The following is a 14,455-nucleotide window of genomic DNA, read 5'->3' on the forward strand; positions in this document are numbered from 1 at the left end:
CACAACCGGGGCCAGCCGGCCCGAATAGTACCTGCGGTCTCCCATCTCTGACTGCGGGACCTCGAGACTGAGAAGCGAAGCGGCTTCGGTCAGCCGCAGACCCGATGAGAACAACAGATTGGCGAAAGCCGAATTCCGGTCCTCCATCCGCCCGCCCCATGCCGCGCCCGGCACACCATCCGCGGAGAACCCGCGCAAGCCCACATCCACCCAACGCCGGAACATCCTGGGCGTCAGCCAGCGCACATCACTGGACCTCGCATCCTTCGCCCGGGCGGCAGGCACCTCCACCGACTGCCCGTGCCGCCCGAACGCCGCCCGTGTTTCAATCGGGCTCACCGACACATACCCCTGCTTCACCGCCCACGAGTAGAGGCGGCCCAAAGCCGCAAGGCCCCGGTTCCAACGGGCACCGCCGACCCGCCGCGGGTTGCTCAGCGATCTCGTGCGCCAGTCCTCGAAATCCCACAGGTCATCGGGGCCTGCCGCAGCCCAGTCCTTGTCTCGACTCCACAAGAAGTCGAAGAAGACGCAGTACTCCGTCACGTAGTTCCGCTTCGACTCCTGCTCCAGCCGGGCGAAGGACGAACGGACCAGGAAGCGGGCCAACCGCCCGTCGATCTGGCAGTCCGGCGACAGCAGGATCGGCGTCCCCGGACGGACACCCGCCCGCTCCTCGTCCTCCGCCAGGCCATCCCAACCGCCCGAGACCAACAATCGCTTCGACTCCACGGACCTGCCCGCCGGCACCCAGAAAACACGCCATCCTTGCACAACACGCACCCCTCTTGAACAGCATCAACACGCTCATTCAACAGGGAATTGACCACCACACCCTCATGGCCCGCGGCAAGCGCATCGCGCGACACTCTCTCGGCGACAGCCGCATCCCCAGTGATTTTCCCCGGGATGCGGTGACCGGGGGCGATGCGCTCGAGCACGCCGATGCGTGTGGACAGCGGCTCGTCGAGCAGGTCGCGCCCGTTGATGTGCAGCACGTCGAAAAACCACGGGTGCAGTAGCGTGGTGCGCGCCGCGTCCGCCCCGAAGCGGGACATGGTCTCCTGGAACGGCCGGGGACCGCCGTCCTCGTCCAGGGCTAGAGTCTCGCCGTCGAGGATCACATCGCGCACGGGCAGTCCGCGTACCACCTCCACCACCTCAGGCAGCCGATGGGTCACGTCGGCCAGGGTGCGGGTGAAGATGCGTACGTCGTCGCCGGCACGGTGAACCTGGATTCGTGCGCCGTCGAGCTTGTATTCCACCGACGCTTCCCCCGTGGCTTCCAGTGCCTCGCTGGTACTGGCCGCGGTTGCGGCGAGCATGGGCTGCACGGGACGTCCGACGACGAGGCCGACAGCGTTAAGCTGCGCAGCGGTGCCCGTGATCGCCAGTAGGGCCGTCCCGCCGAGATCGCCGGAGAGCATTGCTGCGCGCCGTACGGCCTCGACCGGACGGCCGGCGGCGCGGGCGATCGCATCCGTCAGTACGCCTTCGAGTGCACCGGTACGTAGTTCTCCGAGCAGCACGCCGGCGATGAAGGCCTGCTCTCGCTCGGTGGCTTCCGCCATCGGAGTCCGAAGGGTGGCGGCGCGATCCACGGTCGAGCCAATGCCTCCGGCTGCCAGCAGCCGGTCCAACGCAGCGTCGAGGTCGGCAATAGTGAGGTGCGGCTCAGGAGCGGACTCGACCCTGGCCGCCCGCATGCCGCTCCAGCCGATCCCGACTCGGCCTTGCCGAGGCTTGGCGGCGAGCAAGCCGACCGCCGTCGGGATGTCCTCGGGGTCGAGCCGGCGCAGCAGACCTGCCAATTCGTTGACCTTGGCGAGCCGGGAGCGAGTGGCCGCAACGGCTTCCGAGGTCCTCACGATCTCGTCGAGCAGCATGGCATCAGTCTGTCACGGCCGCTGCGTACTGCCGATCTCAGTACGGACGGCGTAGAGCTCAGGGAAGAATGTCAGGTCGAGGGCGCGCTTCAGGAAGTCAACGCCCGACGAACCGCCGGTGCCAACTTTGAATCCGATGGTCCGCTGGACTGCGCGAAGGTGGCGGAAACGCCAGGCATGGAAATTGTCCTCGATGTCCACGAAGTCCTCGCAGGCTTCGTAGAGGCCCCACGGGGTGTTGTCCGATTCGTAGATCTTCTGAAAAACCGGGACCAGGTTCTCATGGAATGTCCATGGTTCACTCACGTCCCGTTCAAGGACCTCGGCCGGAATGTCATAGCCGGCGCGGCCCAGTAGGGCCAGGAATGCGTCATACAGCGTCGGCTCATCCAGGAGCGTGCTGAGCAGCGCATGTGCCTTGGGGTCGCTTTCGAAAACCCGCAGCATTCCGGGGTTCTTGTTTCCGAGGAGAAACTCGACGCAACGGTATTGATACGACTGGAACCCGGAAGAACTGCCCAAGAAGCCGCGGAACTCAGCGTATTCGCGGGGAGTAAGCGTACCGAGGACCGACCATTGCTCGGTCATGGTGCGTTGGATGGCCTTCACACGGGCAATGCATTTCAGGGCCTTGCCCAGGTTTTCAGCATCAAGAAGCCTGCGGGCCTCCAGTAGTTCGTGCAGGACCAGTTTTAGCCAAAGCTCGCTGGTCTGGTGCTGGATGATGAACAGCAATTCATCGTGGTGCTCAGGCTCGCTGAGGGGGTGTTGCGCGGTGAGCAGCCGGTCGAGGTCCAGGTAGCCACCGTAGGACATGGCATGCCGAAAGTCCGTGCGGACGGTGTCCTCGATCTGTCGGACGCTCTGCGGGGAAAGATCTTTGGGGGTTTTCATGGCGCAAATGCTATCACTTTCGTGACGAGCGTCAAGAAAGTGATTTACAAGCGGCGAACAGAAGACTTGCCGTACTTCTTTCACTCACTTGACGCTCGTCAAAAATGAGAAATACGATGATCTGGATCACATCCTGGGGTGCTCGCGAGGAATCTTCCGCCGGCCCATCCGCTCCTCCAAGCAAGTCGGGGAGCCGGCCAGTGAAATCGACGAGGGGTGGATCCGACCTTGAGTCCGGCCCGGCGAGGGCCGTCCGCTCTGTCTCTCAAGTCAGCTGTTTCCGGCAGCCGACCAACTCAAAAGATGGGTAGCTTCTCATGTCAGAACCTAAGCAAGCAGCCGCTTTGCGGGCCGATACGCACGGCCTTCACCGCCAACTCACCGGGCGCCAACTGGGGATGATCGGTCTCGGGGGAGCGATCGGGACCGGGCTGTTCCTTGGCTCCGGGTTGGCCATTTCGCAGGCCGGCCCAGCCACGATCATTGCCTACATCATTTGTGGGCTTGTGGCCCTGGTAGTTGCGTGGGCTCTTGCTGAGATGGCGGTGGTGCACCCTACCGCGGGCGCCTTCGGCGTTTTTGCCCACGCCTATATCGGTAGGTGGGCGGGCTTTGTGGTCCGCTGGACCTACTGGGCTGTGCTGTGCATCGCCGTGGGTGGTGAAGTTGTCGCGGCAGGCATATACATCCGCTTTTGGTGGCCGGAGATCCCGCTGTGGCTAAGCACCGTTGCCTTCTCAGCCGCTGTTCTCGCTGTGAACGCCGGGGCGGTTAAGAACTTCGGCAAGGTTGAGTATTGGTTTTCCATGATCAAGGTGAGTGCCGTTGTCGCGTTCCTACTCCTGGGAGTTGCCCTGATCTTCTTCGGACTGCCCAGTCAGCCGCCAGTGGGGGTATCTAACTTGGTCACCAACGGAGGGTTCATGCCCAACGGGATTCAGGGGCTCCTGTTGGCCATGGTCTTCGTAATCTTCAGCTTCCTCGGCACCGAAGTCGTGTCAGTCACCGCCGCAGAGTCGGAGAATCCTGTCCGGGATGTCGTTCGTGCTACGAAGTCAATGGCATTCCGGCTCGGCCTCTTCTACATCGTCTCCATCACCATCGTTCTGGCTGTCGTTCCCTGGACGCAGACCGCACAGGTCGGCAGTGACATTGCTGCCAGCCCCTTCGTCATGGTCTTCTCGGCGGCGGGGATCCCTGCAGCCGCAGGCATCATGAACTTTGTTGTGCTGACGGCCGCGCTCTCTGCGGCCAATGCGAACCTCTACGTGGCGTCCCGCATGATGCACTCCCTGGCGGCGCATAATTACGCTCCGAAATGGACCGGGAAACTGACCCAGCGCGGAGCGCCCATCCGCGCACTCGTGATCAGCTCTATCGGGCTGCTCATCGCCTCTGTCGTCTCGCTGGTCGCCGCGGATACTGCATATCTGGCGCTCTTCGGCGTCTCCGTGTTCGGTGCACTGGTGGTCTGGATCCTGATCCTCGTAACGCACCTGCGCTTCCGAGTCCTTAGGGAACGCCACAATCTCCCGGCATCTCCGGCGAGGCTTAAAGGAGCCCCCGTCACCACAGTTCTGGCAATCCTGTTCGTCGCTTCCATCTTGGCTTCGACGCTGTTTATCGATGGGTTGACGTGGGCGTGGATAGCTGGCCTCCCGTTCCTGGCCCTGGTGCTCGGCGCCTACTTCTACGTAGACAAGCGCACCGAGGGCTCAATCGGCCGGTACGACCCCTTGGCGGAGGAAATCAAGAACGCGAACGCACCAGCGCACGCAGACGCCATGGCGGCCGGGAAGTAGGTGGGCCGTACCCGCCGCCCTGCCGACCTTGCGGTCGGCGGGGCGCGCGGGCAATAGCGTCATATTTCAAGCTATGGACGGGCGTCACAAGAATGATATTCTTGATGTGTGTCAGCCTATGTACCCACGCCAAACGGCTGTGACCCGTCCGCCGTCAGCAATGTTCCCACGGAGGTCCGATGACGCCGGTCCTTGACGATACTTTCTCCCGTCCTGGAAGTGTCGTTTCCCTGCTTCGAACGACCATTGGGCTCTACCTGCGCGATACCGGGGGATGGATGCCTACTAAGTCGCTGACGGATCTCATGGAAATCCTGGACGTCCCGGTCGATCTAACGCGCACCGCGCTGACGCGGCTGAAACAAAAAGGAGTGCTCACCCCGGATGCCAAGGCGGGACGGAAGGGATTCAGTCTGACCGAAGAGGCGCATGCCATGTTTTCACGCGGGGATCGTCGAATCTATCAACCCCGCAGCATGCAGCCCGGCGATGCTTGGTGTCTGATTTCTTTCTCGGTCCCGGAATCCCAGCGGCAGCGCCGTCATCAACTCAGGCGCCACTTGAGCTGGATCGGTTGTGGAACCGTGGCCCCCGGCCTTTGGGTATGTCCGGACTTCTTGCGGGAAGAGGTTGCCGGCATCCTGCGGGACCTGGATCTGCAAGAGCATGCGGTCCTCTTCAGAACCGAGCCTCCCGAAGTAACCGGCGACATCCGGGCAACTGTCCAAGAATGGTGGGACCTGGACTACTTGGCTAACCTCCACCGCGAATTTATTGCGGCATACGGCTCAGTCGCGACGGGATCTGTGCCGGCCGATGCAAGCACTTTTGCTACCTACGTCCGGTGCATCGACCGTTGGCGCGTGATTCCATACGTCGATCCGGGGCTTCCTGACGACTTCCTGCCTGAGGGATGGCCCGGCAAGGAATGCATCAACCTGTTCGAGCGCATCCGCGAATCGCACGAGCAGCCAAGCCTTGAATTTGTGCGGACCATGTTGCCGGCCGATGTGGTGGTCAATACTTCCAGGACCCCTGGGATGGCAGATGGCCGCGCATAGGGAGGTCGTTGCTTACGGTGATCATCCAGACCAATGGGGGGAGCTATTCCTTCCGGAGCATCCAGATCCCAGGGTCGTCGGTATCGCGGTCATTATTCACGGGGGCTATTGGAGGAAGACGTACACCGCAGAGCTTGGGGTTCCTGCGGCTCTTGACCTTTCGGAGCGCGGGGTCATTGCGTGGAACCTGGAATATCGTCGCGCGGGTCACAATGGGGTCGAAGGCTCGGGTGGTTGGCCCTCCACATTCGAAGACATCGCTTCTGGGATCGATGCGCTCGCGGCGATCGCCACGGAGAAGGGATTGGAAAGACGAAGGGTTGCTGCCCTCGGGCACTCTGCGGGGGGACACTTGGCGGTTTGGGCCGCTGGCCGTGGCAAGCTTCCCCACGGGGTACCCGGCGCAGACCCCCAAGTAGCGCTGACTGCTGTAGTGAGCCAGGCCGGTGTGCTGGATTTGGAAGGGGCATGGCGCCTGGGCCTCAGCAGCGGTGCGGTGGAGAACCTTATGGGCGCACCGCCGGCTCAGATGAACGCCTACGCGTTCGCGAACCCAGTGGCTTGCCTGCCGATCGGCGTCCCGATCCACGCATTCCACAGCAGATCCGACGACGAGGCCCCATTTTCCCTGTCGGAAACCTACGTCACTGCGGCGCAAGCCGCTGGAGACCCGGCGTTGCTACATGAGACAACAGGGGATCACCTCGACATCATCACTCCGGGCAAAGAGTCCTACGAGGAGTGTCGCAAGGTGCTCCTGGAAGTATTGACTGAAACAAACTGAGGAGTCTTTGCCGGGCCTGCATTGAACCGGCGCCCGAGGCGCCGCGATGTGAGGCTGTGCACCACGTGCAAGTCTCAGTCTCGGCAGTCAGGCCAGATTTCGGATCCGCCGTCGTGTATGCGGTCGCCGGAGGTCCAGGTTTTCGCGACGGGCGTGCCGGGAGGTTGCTATCCGCTTCATTTCAGCCAGCCAGGCCGACCGGACGCTACGGCGGATGGCTCTTTCAAGGGTGCTACCTGATTCATGGCTCCTCCTGCTCCCGGAGTCTTGGTGCTTGGCTGCCGCTGGGATAACCATGGCACCCCAGGATCAAGAGCAGCCGTGATTTTTCATAGCCTCGGCACAGTTTTTGCGCAGGAAGAAGGAAGCCGCCGGGGAACCGTCTCAGGTGGAGTTCGACGACGACGGCGGCGGCGCGCCGTCGTCGTTCGTCTTAACGCCGCTCGCAGCACCCAGCCGGCCCGCCGCGTCCTGCTGGATCCGCGCGGCTTTGGACGAATAGTCCGCGATGACGCGCAGTTCTTCGTCGCTGTACCCCTCCAGGAGGTCCGCCAGTCCGCTCATGAAGTCGACAAAGTGGGGCATGGCGGCCCTGACCTGGTCTCCGACAAGCTCGATCAGGACCTTCCGCTTGTCGCCTTCGTGCCGGACCCGGCGTGCAACACCCTTGCTTTCGAGCCGCTGCATCAATCCCGTGACCGAGGCCGGAGCAAGCCCGGAATGCTCGCCGAATTCCCCCGCCGTCATCGGGCCGAAGCGCAGTAGGATGTCGATCGCTTTCCCCTCCGTTGCGGACAATCCGCGCAGTTCGGACAGCTTTGTGTGGAACATGACGGCCGCCGTCGAAAGCTCCCGCCCCGAGGCGAAAACCGCTTCAAGCAATTCCTGGCGCTGCGTCCTGACGCTCGGTTGGTTCTCCACCCTCAGAGGCTAGCAAATTATTTCGTCCCACCGAAAGGATTGACGGCGCGTGCCGTTGTCCATATATTTCTTTTGACCGAACGAAATAAATTCCAGAGGAGGCCACCGTGCTGAACTGTCTTGTCATCGGATCCGGAAAAGCCGGACTCTCCACCGCCATCTCCTTGCAGAAGGCCGGTCACCAGGCCACCGTATTCGAGGCCTACGGTGCGCCCTCGGACGGCGTCGGTGGCTTCCTGACCGTGGCCGTGAACGGCTTCGATGCCCTGGAAACCCTCGGGCTCAAGGACGCAGCCGCCGAGCTGGGCTTCAGCACACCGCGGATGTCCATGTACTTGGGCAGTACGGGGAAACACCTCATCGACTTTGACTACGGCGGGTCCCTCCCTGACGGCACCACGGCGCGCACCATGACCCGTTCCGAGCTCTATGGCATGTTCCGCGAGGCAGCCAGTCGCCGCGGGATCCGCGTCGAGTACGGCAAGCGGCTCGCTTCGGTGCAGGAAACTCCCGACGGCGTCACGGCCGTTTTCGCGGACGGCACCTCCGCGCGTGGAGACCTGGTGGTCGGCGCCGACGGCCTCCACTCGGCCGTGCGGCCGCTGATCGATCCCTCATCCCCGGCTCCCCGCAACATCCCCCTGCTCAACACCGGCGGGATCGTCGAAGCCGGGTTGCTCCCGGCAGGGCTCTCCGACGTCGAGCCGGGGCGCATGAAGATGGTCTTCGGCAAGCGCTGCTTCTATTGCTACATGCAGGATCCGGAAGGCAGGATCTGGTGGTTCGCCAACCCTCTTCAGCGGTCATCGGAGGATCCGGCTGCCCTGCACCACACCGCCCGCAAGGCCTGGCTGACTCACCTCGTGGCCGGGGACCGCACTCCGATGGCCGAAATCATCGCCGCTACTGAAGGGATTATCCGGCCCTGCACCACCTCCGACTTTCCGAGCATTCCCAGCTGGCATCGAGGCGCCCTGGTCCTGGTGGGAGACGCTGCCCACGCTGCATCGCCGTCGTCCGGCCAAGGTGCTTCCATGGCCATCGAAGACGCCGTCGCCCTCGGGCGATCGCTTCGGGGCATCTCCACCGAAGACATCCCCACCGCATTGTCCCGCTATGAAAACGAACGCCGGAGCCGGGCGGAACTGGTGGTTGAATGGGGTCGCAGGAACGCCGCCCCGAAAGTCCGCGGCCAATTCAAGCGGGTCTTCGAAGACCTGGTACTGAAGGCCGTCTTCCGTTCACTCGCCCGGAAGGCGGCCGACAACTTCGACTGGGTCTATCGCCACCATATCGATTGGGATGCGCCGGTGGTCCCTAGCGAGTCCGCTGCGGGCGGGGACCGGTGAATCGCCCCGCCCGCAGGGATTCTTACCGGGTCAGGGGCGGGCTTCGAACACGAAGAGTTCGGTTCCAGCGACTTCTTCGCCGTCGTCCGGGGCTGCAACCAGGCGCAGCATGTCCCCGTCAGCTTCCATGGCAACGGGGTTCCGGGTCATGGAGTGGCCGGCTGTGGAGAACTTCTGGAAGGGGACCTCGTGGACGATCGTTCCGTCTGCGAGGTCCGTCAGGGCGAGTCCGCCAAGCTCGAACGGCTGCCCGTTGGCGGTCTTGAGTCCGGTGACGCCCGAGCAGAGCTGGTGTCCGGCGCCGGCGTACTCGCAGTCCTGGTAGTCGATGACGTGGCTGGGGTTGGCCTGGGTGCCCAAGAGCCTGCCTTGGTCGCTCCAGGTGAAGAGTTTGCGGGAGCCCCAGCTGACGCCGCTGATCCGATTGGTCTTACGGTCGGCGACGACTCCGTTGAGCTTTTGGACTGGCGCCCACTGGGTGTTGCGGTCGACCTTTGTGAAGGCCTGCGCTTCGGCTGTGAGGGCCTTCGGGGTTTGCCCGTCAGTGGCCACAGCGGCGGTTCCGGCTGTCAAGGTGGCCGCGGCAACCGCTGCGATGGCGAGGGTGGCTTCCGGCCGGCAGACTGCGCTGTTGGTTGCGCCCCTGCGGCTACGGTGCGGAACGCGTACCTGCGTCCGTGCCCGACCCTGACGTCGGGACGAAGTTCCAGTCGAAAGACCCGTCGTCCCGGAGTGTCATCCGAAGAAACCCGTGAGTGTCGCTGAACCGCTTCACGATGTACGGGGGACTGCTGGTAAATGGCCGGAGACCGATACCTCCGGTGGAAACCTGGAATGCCGTCATTCCGTCATCGACACACTGGTCCTCGTTGTTGACCGGGCATGAGCGTTCATAATTGTGTTGCGAGCCGGACAGGGTGAACCGCACCCGGTGCTTCCACATCACATCGATCCACGGTTTGTGGTCGGTAGACCGTTCATGTGCCTTCGTGTCCGACGTGAAGTAGGGCTCGTGATGCACCACCGCCAGGTGCTTGCCCGCCGCCTTTGCCGCGGCGAGGTCGTTGTCCAGCCACGTCGTCATTGCCCGGGCTTCTGCCTGGTTGTACCGCCAGTGCGCGGATGACAGGAACGCGAAGTGCCAGTTCCCGAAGTCCTTCGAGTACGGTTTCCCGTTCCTGATGAACCCGCGCTCCTGGTTGATTGCAGACTTCTTCGTGTTGCCTGGGCATTGGCCGTTCATGAAGTTGTCGAGGTCCTCGTTCCGTCCGGGTTCCCAGTCATGGTTGGGCGCGGACACCCAGTACAACTTGGACTTCGTGCCACCCCACAGCCGCGTCCAGTACTTCACGTAGTCAGCGCAGTACGCGGTGTCGTACTGGAAGTCCCCGAGCCCCAAGAACGCGTCAATCTCGTTGTTCTCCACGAGCCGGGTGATCGCCGCACCGTTCCGTCCGGACGGGCTATCAGTCGCATAGTTCCTGAGGCCGTTCATGTCACCGACTGCGGCGATTCGAACATCATTCCCACCGCTGACAGTGGGGGAATCCCCGCCCCCGGAAGTGAGGGACGCGGCAAAAAGGGCAGTGGCGCCTATGAGGAAGGCAGACGCTCCGGCGATAACAAGACTGCGGCGCATGGGGTGCGTCTCCCTTCGTGGGAGGGCGGTGTGTACTGCTTCGGGGCAAATTGGGAGTTCACCCGGCATGCCTGCTTTCGAGTGTAGAACAACCCCGGGACGATCACAGGAGATTATGGTCCTGGTCAGGGCACGGGTTCCCGTTTTGCGGGCCGGGTTATCCAACGCCCACCCGCGTCGGCTGATCTATTCCAGCCTGGCCGGGCTGGGTATATTGACAGCAATGGATGCGCTGTCCGTGCCTTTCCAGGCGCTTCGAACCAGCGTTCCGCATGCAGGTGCTGGAAGCGAGGACCAGATGTCCGAGATCATTCCGCCGGGAGTCAGCCGGCGCCTCTATAACGAAGATCTCGCGCCGGCAGAACACCGTTCGTGGGGCTTCTATTCGTTGTTTGCGATGTGGATGTCGGACATCCACTCGCTTGGCGGCTATACGTTCGCCGCAGGGCTCTTTGCGTTGGGACTGGGCGCCTGGCAGGTGTTCCTGGCTTTGGTAGTAGGGATTGTCATCGTCTTTGTCCTGATGAATTTTTCCGGGTACGCAGGCCAGAAGACCGGCGTTCCGTACCCAGTGCTCGCGCGGATCTCCTTTGGCACGTTCGGCGCCAACCTGCCTGCCCTGATTCGTGCGTTGGTGGCGATTGCCTGGTACGGCATCCAGACGTGGCTTGCCTCCCGCGCGGTCATCGTCGTCGCGTTGGAACTCTGGCCCGGACTCGAAAGCCTGACCGGGAACAATTTCCTTGGCGAATCCTGGCTCGGGTGGCTGGCATTCCTGTTGATGTGGTCGCTGCAGCTTCTCCTGCTCCGCAACGGCATGGAAACGATCCGGAGATTCCAGGACTGGGCCGGACCGGCCGTGTGGGCTGTAATGGGTTTGCTGGTGGTCTACATCCTGATCAAAGCAGGGTGGGACATCTCGCTCGACCTGCCCGGGGGCAATTCGGAATGGGGCGTCACGCATGCATTCTTTGCTGCCACTGCGCTGACGGTGACCTATTTCTCCACTCTGTTGCTCAACTTCTGCGACTTTTCCCGGTTTGCGCCCTCCCGCAGAGCCGTACGAACGGCCAACCTGTGGGGGCTTCCGGTCAACTTCATCGCTTTCTCAGTGGTTTCTGTCGTCGTCACAGCCGGGACCTTCAAGGTCTACGGCGAATACATCTACGATCCCGTTGAAATAGTCGGGCGGATCGACAGCATCTTTGCCTTGCTGCTTGGTGCTGTCACGTTCGCTGTGGCGACCCTGGGAATCAACGTCGTCGCGAACTTTGTCTCGCCTGCATATGATCTGGCGAACGTCTGGCCCTCCCGCATCGATTTCAAGCGCGGCGGGTTCATCGCGGCCTTGATCGCCCTCGTCATCACGCCGTGGAACCTGTACAACAGCCCGGTCGTCATCAACCTGTTCCTCGGAGGACTTGGAGCGCTGCTCGGGCCTCTATTCGGGATCATCATGGTTGACTACTATGTGCTCCGCAAGCAGCACGTGTTGGTGCGGGATCTGTTCAAGGAGCAGGGGCACTACACATATGCCGGCGGCTGGAACCGGAAGGCAATCATTTCGTTTGCCGTCGCCGCCGTGCCAGCCGTGGTCCTGGCGCTCGCTCCCGTGTTTGGAGCCTTCTCGGCGTTCTCCTGGTTCATTGGAGCTATCGTGGCCGCCGCGGTGCACTACTTCATCTCCCGCAACGATACGAGTCTGGCCGAATCGATCAGGGCTGCTGCTGCCGAGGAAGCAGAACCGGGCCCGGATTGGACACGGATTACGCGGTGAACTACGGAAATTCCATGAGCCAGGGGACGCCAGCCAGGGTTAAGAAAGCCGCCCTGGGAGCGGGAAAAGCTTAGGAACCGCTTCGCCGAGGGGTATCCGCCGGCGAACCGCCGTCGCGGCCCGGACTGCGGTCTATCGGTCCGTCGCCTGCCCGTCGCGCATCGGCAGCTTGCCGTTGCTCGTCGGGTTTCCCGGAATCCTCCGTGTCTTTCCGGGAATCCGCTGCGTCGGTATCGACATCCGGGTCGATGGAAGCGGCATGCTTTATCTGCTCGGCAGAATCACGGTGCAGGTTGGCGGCGTCCGCCTGTCGCTGGTGGGCCTCGTTGCGCAGTCGCTCAGAGTCGACCAGGGCTTGGTCAGCCTCCGCTTGCGCCCTGGCTGCTTGGACCTCTGATTCGCGGGCACTCAGTTCGGCCTCCTCGGCCCTCTTGCGCATATCGGCGGCCCGTTCTTGATCCTCGGCCCGCTTGGCGCGTTCGTGTTCCTCCCTGCGTTTGCGGACGAAGAGAAGTACCAAGCCTAGAACGACTAGAACGACGACGGCGCCGCCGATAATCCAAAGAACTGTTGCTGTGTCCATTGAAGCCACCTCTTTCTCGCTGGGCTGTGTGGCCGGTCTCGATAGTTCCCAAGAGCATGCCGCAGCGAAGGTTTTCGCAACGGCGAACTTAGTTCTCAGAAGCTATGGGTGAATATAGAACTAAGCATGCTTAGTATTAGTATACGCGGTGATGCACAGCCTGTGCTTTGAGGTGGGTTAGCACCAGAAGCCCGCGAGGAGTGTGGCGATATGTTTGACCGATTTACCGAGCATGCCAGGCGAGCGGTCGTTCTGGCGCAGGAAGAGGCCGCGCGGCTGAACCACCGGGCGATCGGTCCCGAACACCTCCTGCTGGGGCTGATAAACGAGGGCGACAACGTTGCCGCACAGGTCCTTGAATCCTTGGGCATCGCCGTGCACAGCGTCCGCGAAGACGTGGAAGGGATCCTCGTCCAGGGCCGGGATGCTCCGTCGGGCCACATTCCCTTCACCGGGCCGGCCAAGAAAGTCCTGGAACTGGCCCTGCGTGAAGCCTTGGAACTGGGCCACAGCTACATCGGGTCCGAGCACCTCCTCCTGGGCCTCGTCCATGAGGGTGAAGGGGTTGCCGCCCGGGTGCTTAGGGGCCTGGGGGCAGACCTGAACGAGGTCCGTCAGCGGGTCATCCGGCTGCTCGCCGGAAGCAGGGAATCCGCCGGAGTTGGTGTCGGTCCCGGGCGGGAAGCCGGCCCGGCCGGTTCGGTGGTGCTGGACCAGTTCGGCCGGAATCTGACACAGTCGGCGCGGGAGGGCAAGCTTGATCCGGTGATCGGCCGCGAGCGGGAGATGGAACGCGTCATGCAGGTCCTCTCCCGCCGCACCAAGAACAACCCGGTGCTGATCGGTGAGCCCGGCGTGGGCAAGACCGCCGTCGTCGAGGGCCTCGCCCAGGCGATCGTCCGCGGCGATGTCCCGGAGACCATCAAGGACAAGCAGCTCTATACCCTGGACCTCGGCTCCNATCAAGGACAAGCAGCTCTATACCCTGGACCTCGGCTCCTTGGTGGCCGGTTCCCGCTACCGCGGTGACTTCGAAGAGCGCCTGAAGAAAGTCCTCAGGGAAATCCTCACCCGTGGCGACGTCATCTTGTTCATCGACGAGATCCACACGCTCGTCGGCGCAGGCGCTGCCGAGGGTTCGATCGACGCCGCCTCCGTCCTCAAACCGGTTCTGGCCCGCGGTGAACTCCAGACCATTGGTGCCACCACGCTGGATGAGTACCGCAAGCACATCGAAAAGGACGCCGCGCTGGAGCGCCGCTTCCAGCCGATCCAGGTCAAGGAACCCTCGGTTGCGCACGCAATCGAGATCCTCAAGGGCCTGCGCGACCGCTACGAGGCTCACCACTGCGTGACGATCACCGACGGCGCCCTGGCAGCCGCGGCCACTCTCTCCGAACGCTATGTCGCGGACCGGTTCCTGCCGGACAAGGCGATCGACCTGATCGATGAAGCCGGTGCCCGGCTGCGCATCCGCCGCATGACCGCTCCGCCGGAGTTGAAAGCCCTCGCCGACCAGATCACCTCCGCCAAAGAGCAGGAGGAGACCGCGATCATCGCCGGGAATCTCGAAGTGGTCGCCCGGTTGCGCGAGACGGAGCGCGAGCTCATGGCGCAGCAGATCGAGAAAGAACGCACGTGGCGGTCCCGCGTCATAACTGATTCGTCCGAGGTGGACGAAGACCTGATCGCGGAAGTGCTGGCGAACTCCACGGGCATCCCGGTGTTCAAGCTCACCGAGGAAGAGTCTTCCCGTCTG

11 protein-coding genes and 1 pseudogene are annotated in these 14,455 nt (G+C 62.8%); 6 read left to right on the plus strand and 6 right to left on the minus strand.

Translation table 11 applies throughout. From position 1 onward, the window contains the following. Positions 1–542 precede the first annotated feature (542 nt). Together D3654_RS03490 and kynA are read right to left on the minus strand one after the other, a co-directional pair. Positions 543–1,886 (minus strand): ATP-dependent DNA ligase, encoded by a 1,344-nt coding sequence (locus D3654_RS03490; protein WP_245413068.1) that lies wholly within the window; start codon positions 1,884–1,886, stop codon positions 543–545. 12 nt (positions 1,887–1,898) lie between these two features. Next, complete coding sequence (gene kynA / locus D3654_RS03495; RefSeq protein ID WP_120520138.1) at positions 1,899–2,780, minus strand: tryptophan 2,3-dioxygenase; 882 nt, start codon at positions 2,778–2,780, stop codon at positions 1,899–1,901. Between the two features lie 398 nt (positions 2,781–3,178). Between kynA and D3654_RS03500 the strand changes: the two genes are divergently transcribed. The 3 genes from D3654_RS03500 to D3654_RS03510 all read left to right on the plus strand — a co-directional run bounded on the left by D3654_RS03500 (position 3,179) and on the right by D3654_RS03510 (position 6,427). Next, complete coding sequence (locus D3654_RS03500) at positions 3,179–4,582, plus strand: amino acid permease (protein ID WP_205571722.1); 1,404 nt, start codon at positions 3,179–3,181, stop codon at positions 4,580–4,582. Positions 4,583–4,761: 179 nt separating this feature from the next. Next, positions 4,762–5,643: a PaaX family transcriptional regulator gene (locus tag D3654_RS03505; RefSeq protein ID WP_120520140.1), complete on the plus strand. Its 882-nt coding sequence runs from the start codon at positions 4,762–4,764 to the stop codon at positions 5,641–5,643. Continuing rightward, a complete protein-coding gene (locus D3654_RS03510; protein WP_120520141.1) occupies positions 5,630–6,427 on the plus strand; it encodes an alpha/beta hydrolase family protein in 798 nt (265 codons plus the stop codon). The genes D3654_RS03505 and D3654_RS03510 overlap by 14 nt, the downstream gene beginning before the upstream one ends. Before the next feature lie 384 nt (positions 6,428–6,811). On the opposite strand, the gene D3654_RS03515 is transcribed toward D3654_RS03510, so the two are convergent. After that, entirely contained in the window at positions 6,812–7,348 is a 537-nt protein-coding gene (locus tag D3654_RS03515; protein ID WP_162943606.1) for a MarR family transcriptional regulator, read from the minus strand. A 107-nt stretch (positions 7,349–7,455) separates the two neighbouring features. On the opposite strand from D3654_RS03515, the gene D3654_RS03520 reads away from it, so the two are divergent. Then, complete coding sequence (locus D3654_RS03520) at positions 7,456–8,697, plus strand: FAD-dependent oxidoreductase (RefSeq protein WP_120520143.1); 1,242 nt, start codon at positions 7,456–7,458, stop codon at positions 8,695–8,697. 30 nt (positions 8,698–8,727) lie between these two features. Here the strand turns inward: D3654_RS03520 and D3654_RS03525 are convergent, their stop codons facing one another. Both D3654_RS03525 and D3654_RS03530 read right to left on the minus strand, forming a co-directional pair. Then, on the minus strand, positions 8,728–9,249 hold the full coding sequence (locus tag D3654_RS03525; RefSeq protein WP_245413069.1) for a DUF6454 family protein: 522 nt from the start codon (positions 9,247–9,249) through the stop codon (positions 8,728–8,730). A gap of 97 nt (positions 9,250–9,346) precedes the next feature. Continuing rightward, positions 9,347–10,405, minus strand: coding sequence for a metallophosphoesterase family protein (locus D3654_RS03530; protein WP_245413070.1), 1,059 nt, complete (start codon positions 10,403–10,405; stop codon positions 9,347–9,349). A 154-nt stretch (positions 10,406–10,559) separates the two neighbouring features. Between D3654_RS03530 and D3654_RS03535 the strand changes: the two genes are divergently transcribed. Then, on the plus strand, positions 10,560–12,113 hold the full coding sequence (locus tag D3654_RS03535) for an NCS1 family nucleobase:cation symporter-1 (RefSeq protein WP_205571723.1): 1,554 nt from the start codon (positions 10,560–10,562) through the stop codon (positions 12,111–12,113). Between the two features lie 70 nt (positions 12,114–12,183). Here D3654_RS03535 and D3654_RS20360 read toward each other — a convergent pair whose 3' ends face one another. Continuing rightward, positions 12,184–12,696: a hypothetical protein gene (locus D3654_RS20360; protein ID WP_162943607.1), complete on the minus strand. Its 513-nt coding sequence runs from the start codon at positions 12,694–12,696 to the stop codon at positions 12,184–12,186. 210 nt (positions 12,697–12,906) lie between these two features. Here D3654_RS20360 and D3654_RS03540 point away from each other — a divergent pair. Then, positions 12,907–14,455 (plus strand): annotated as a pseudogene (locus D3654_RS03540) (Clp protease N-terminal domain-containing protein); the annotation flags it as partial.

Source organism: Arthrobacter celericrescens (assembly GCF_003614925.1).
GTDB classification, from domain to species: Bacteria; Actinomycetota; Actinomycetes; order Actinomycetales; family Micrococcaceae; genus Arthrobacter; species Arthrobacter celericrescens.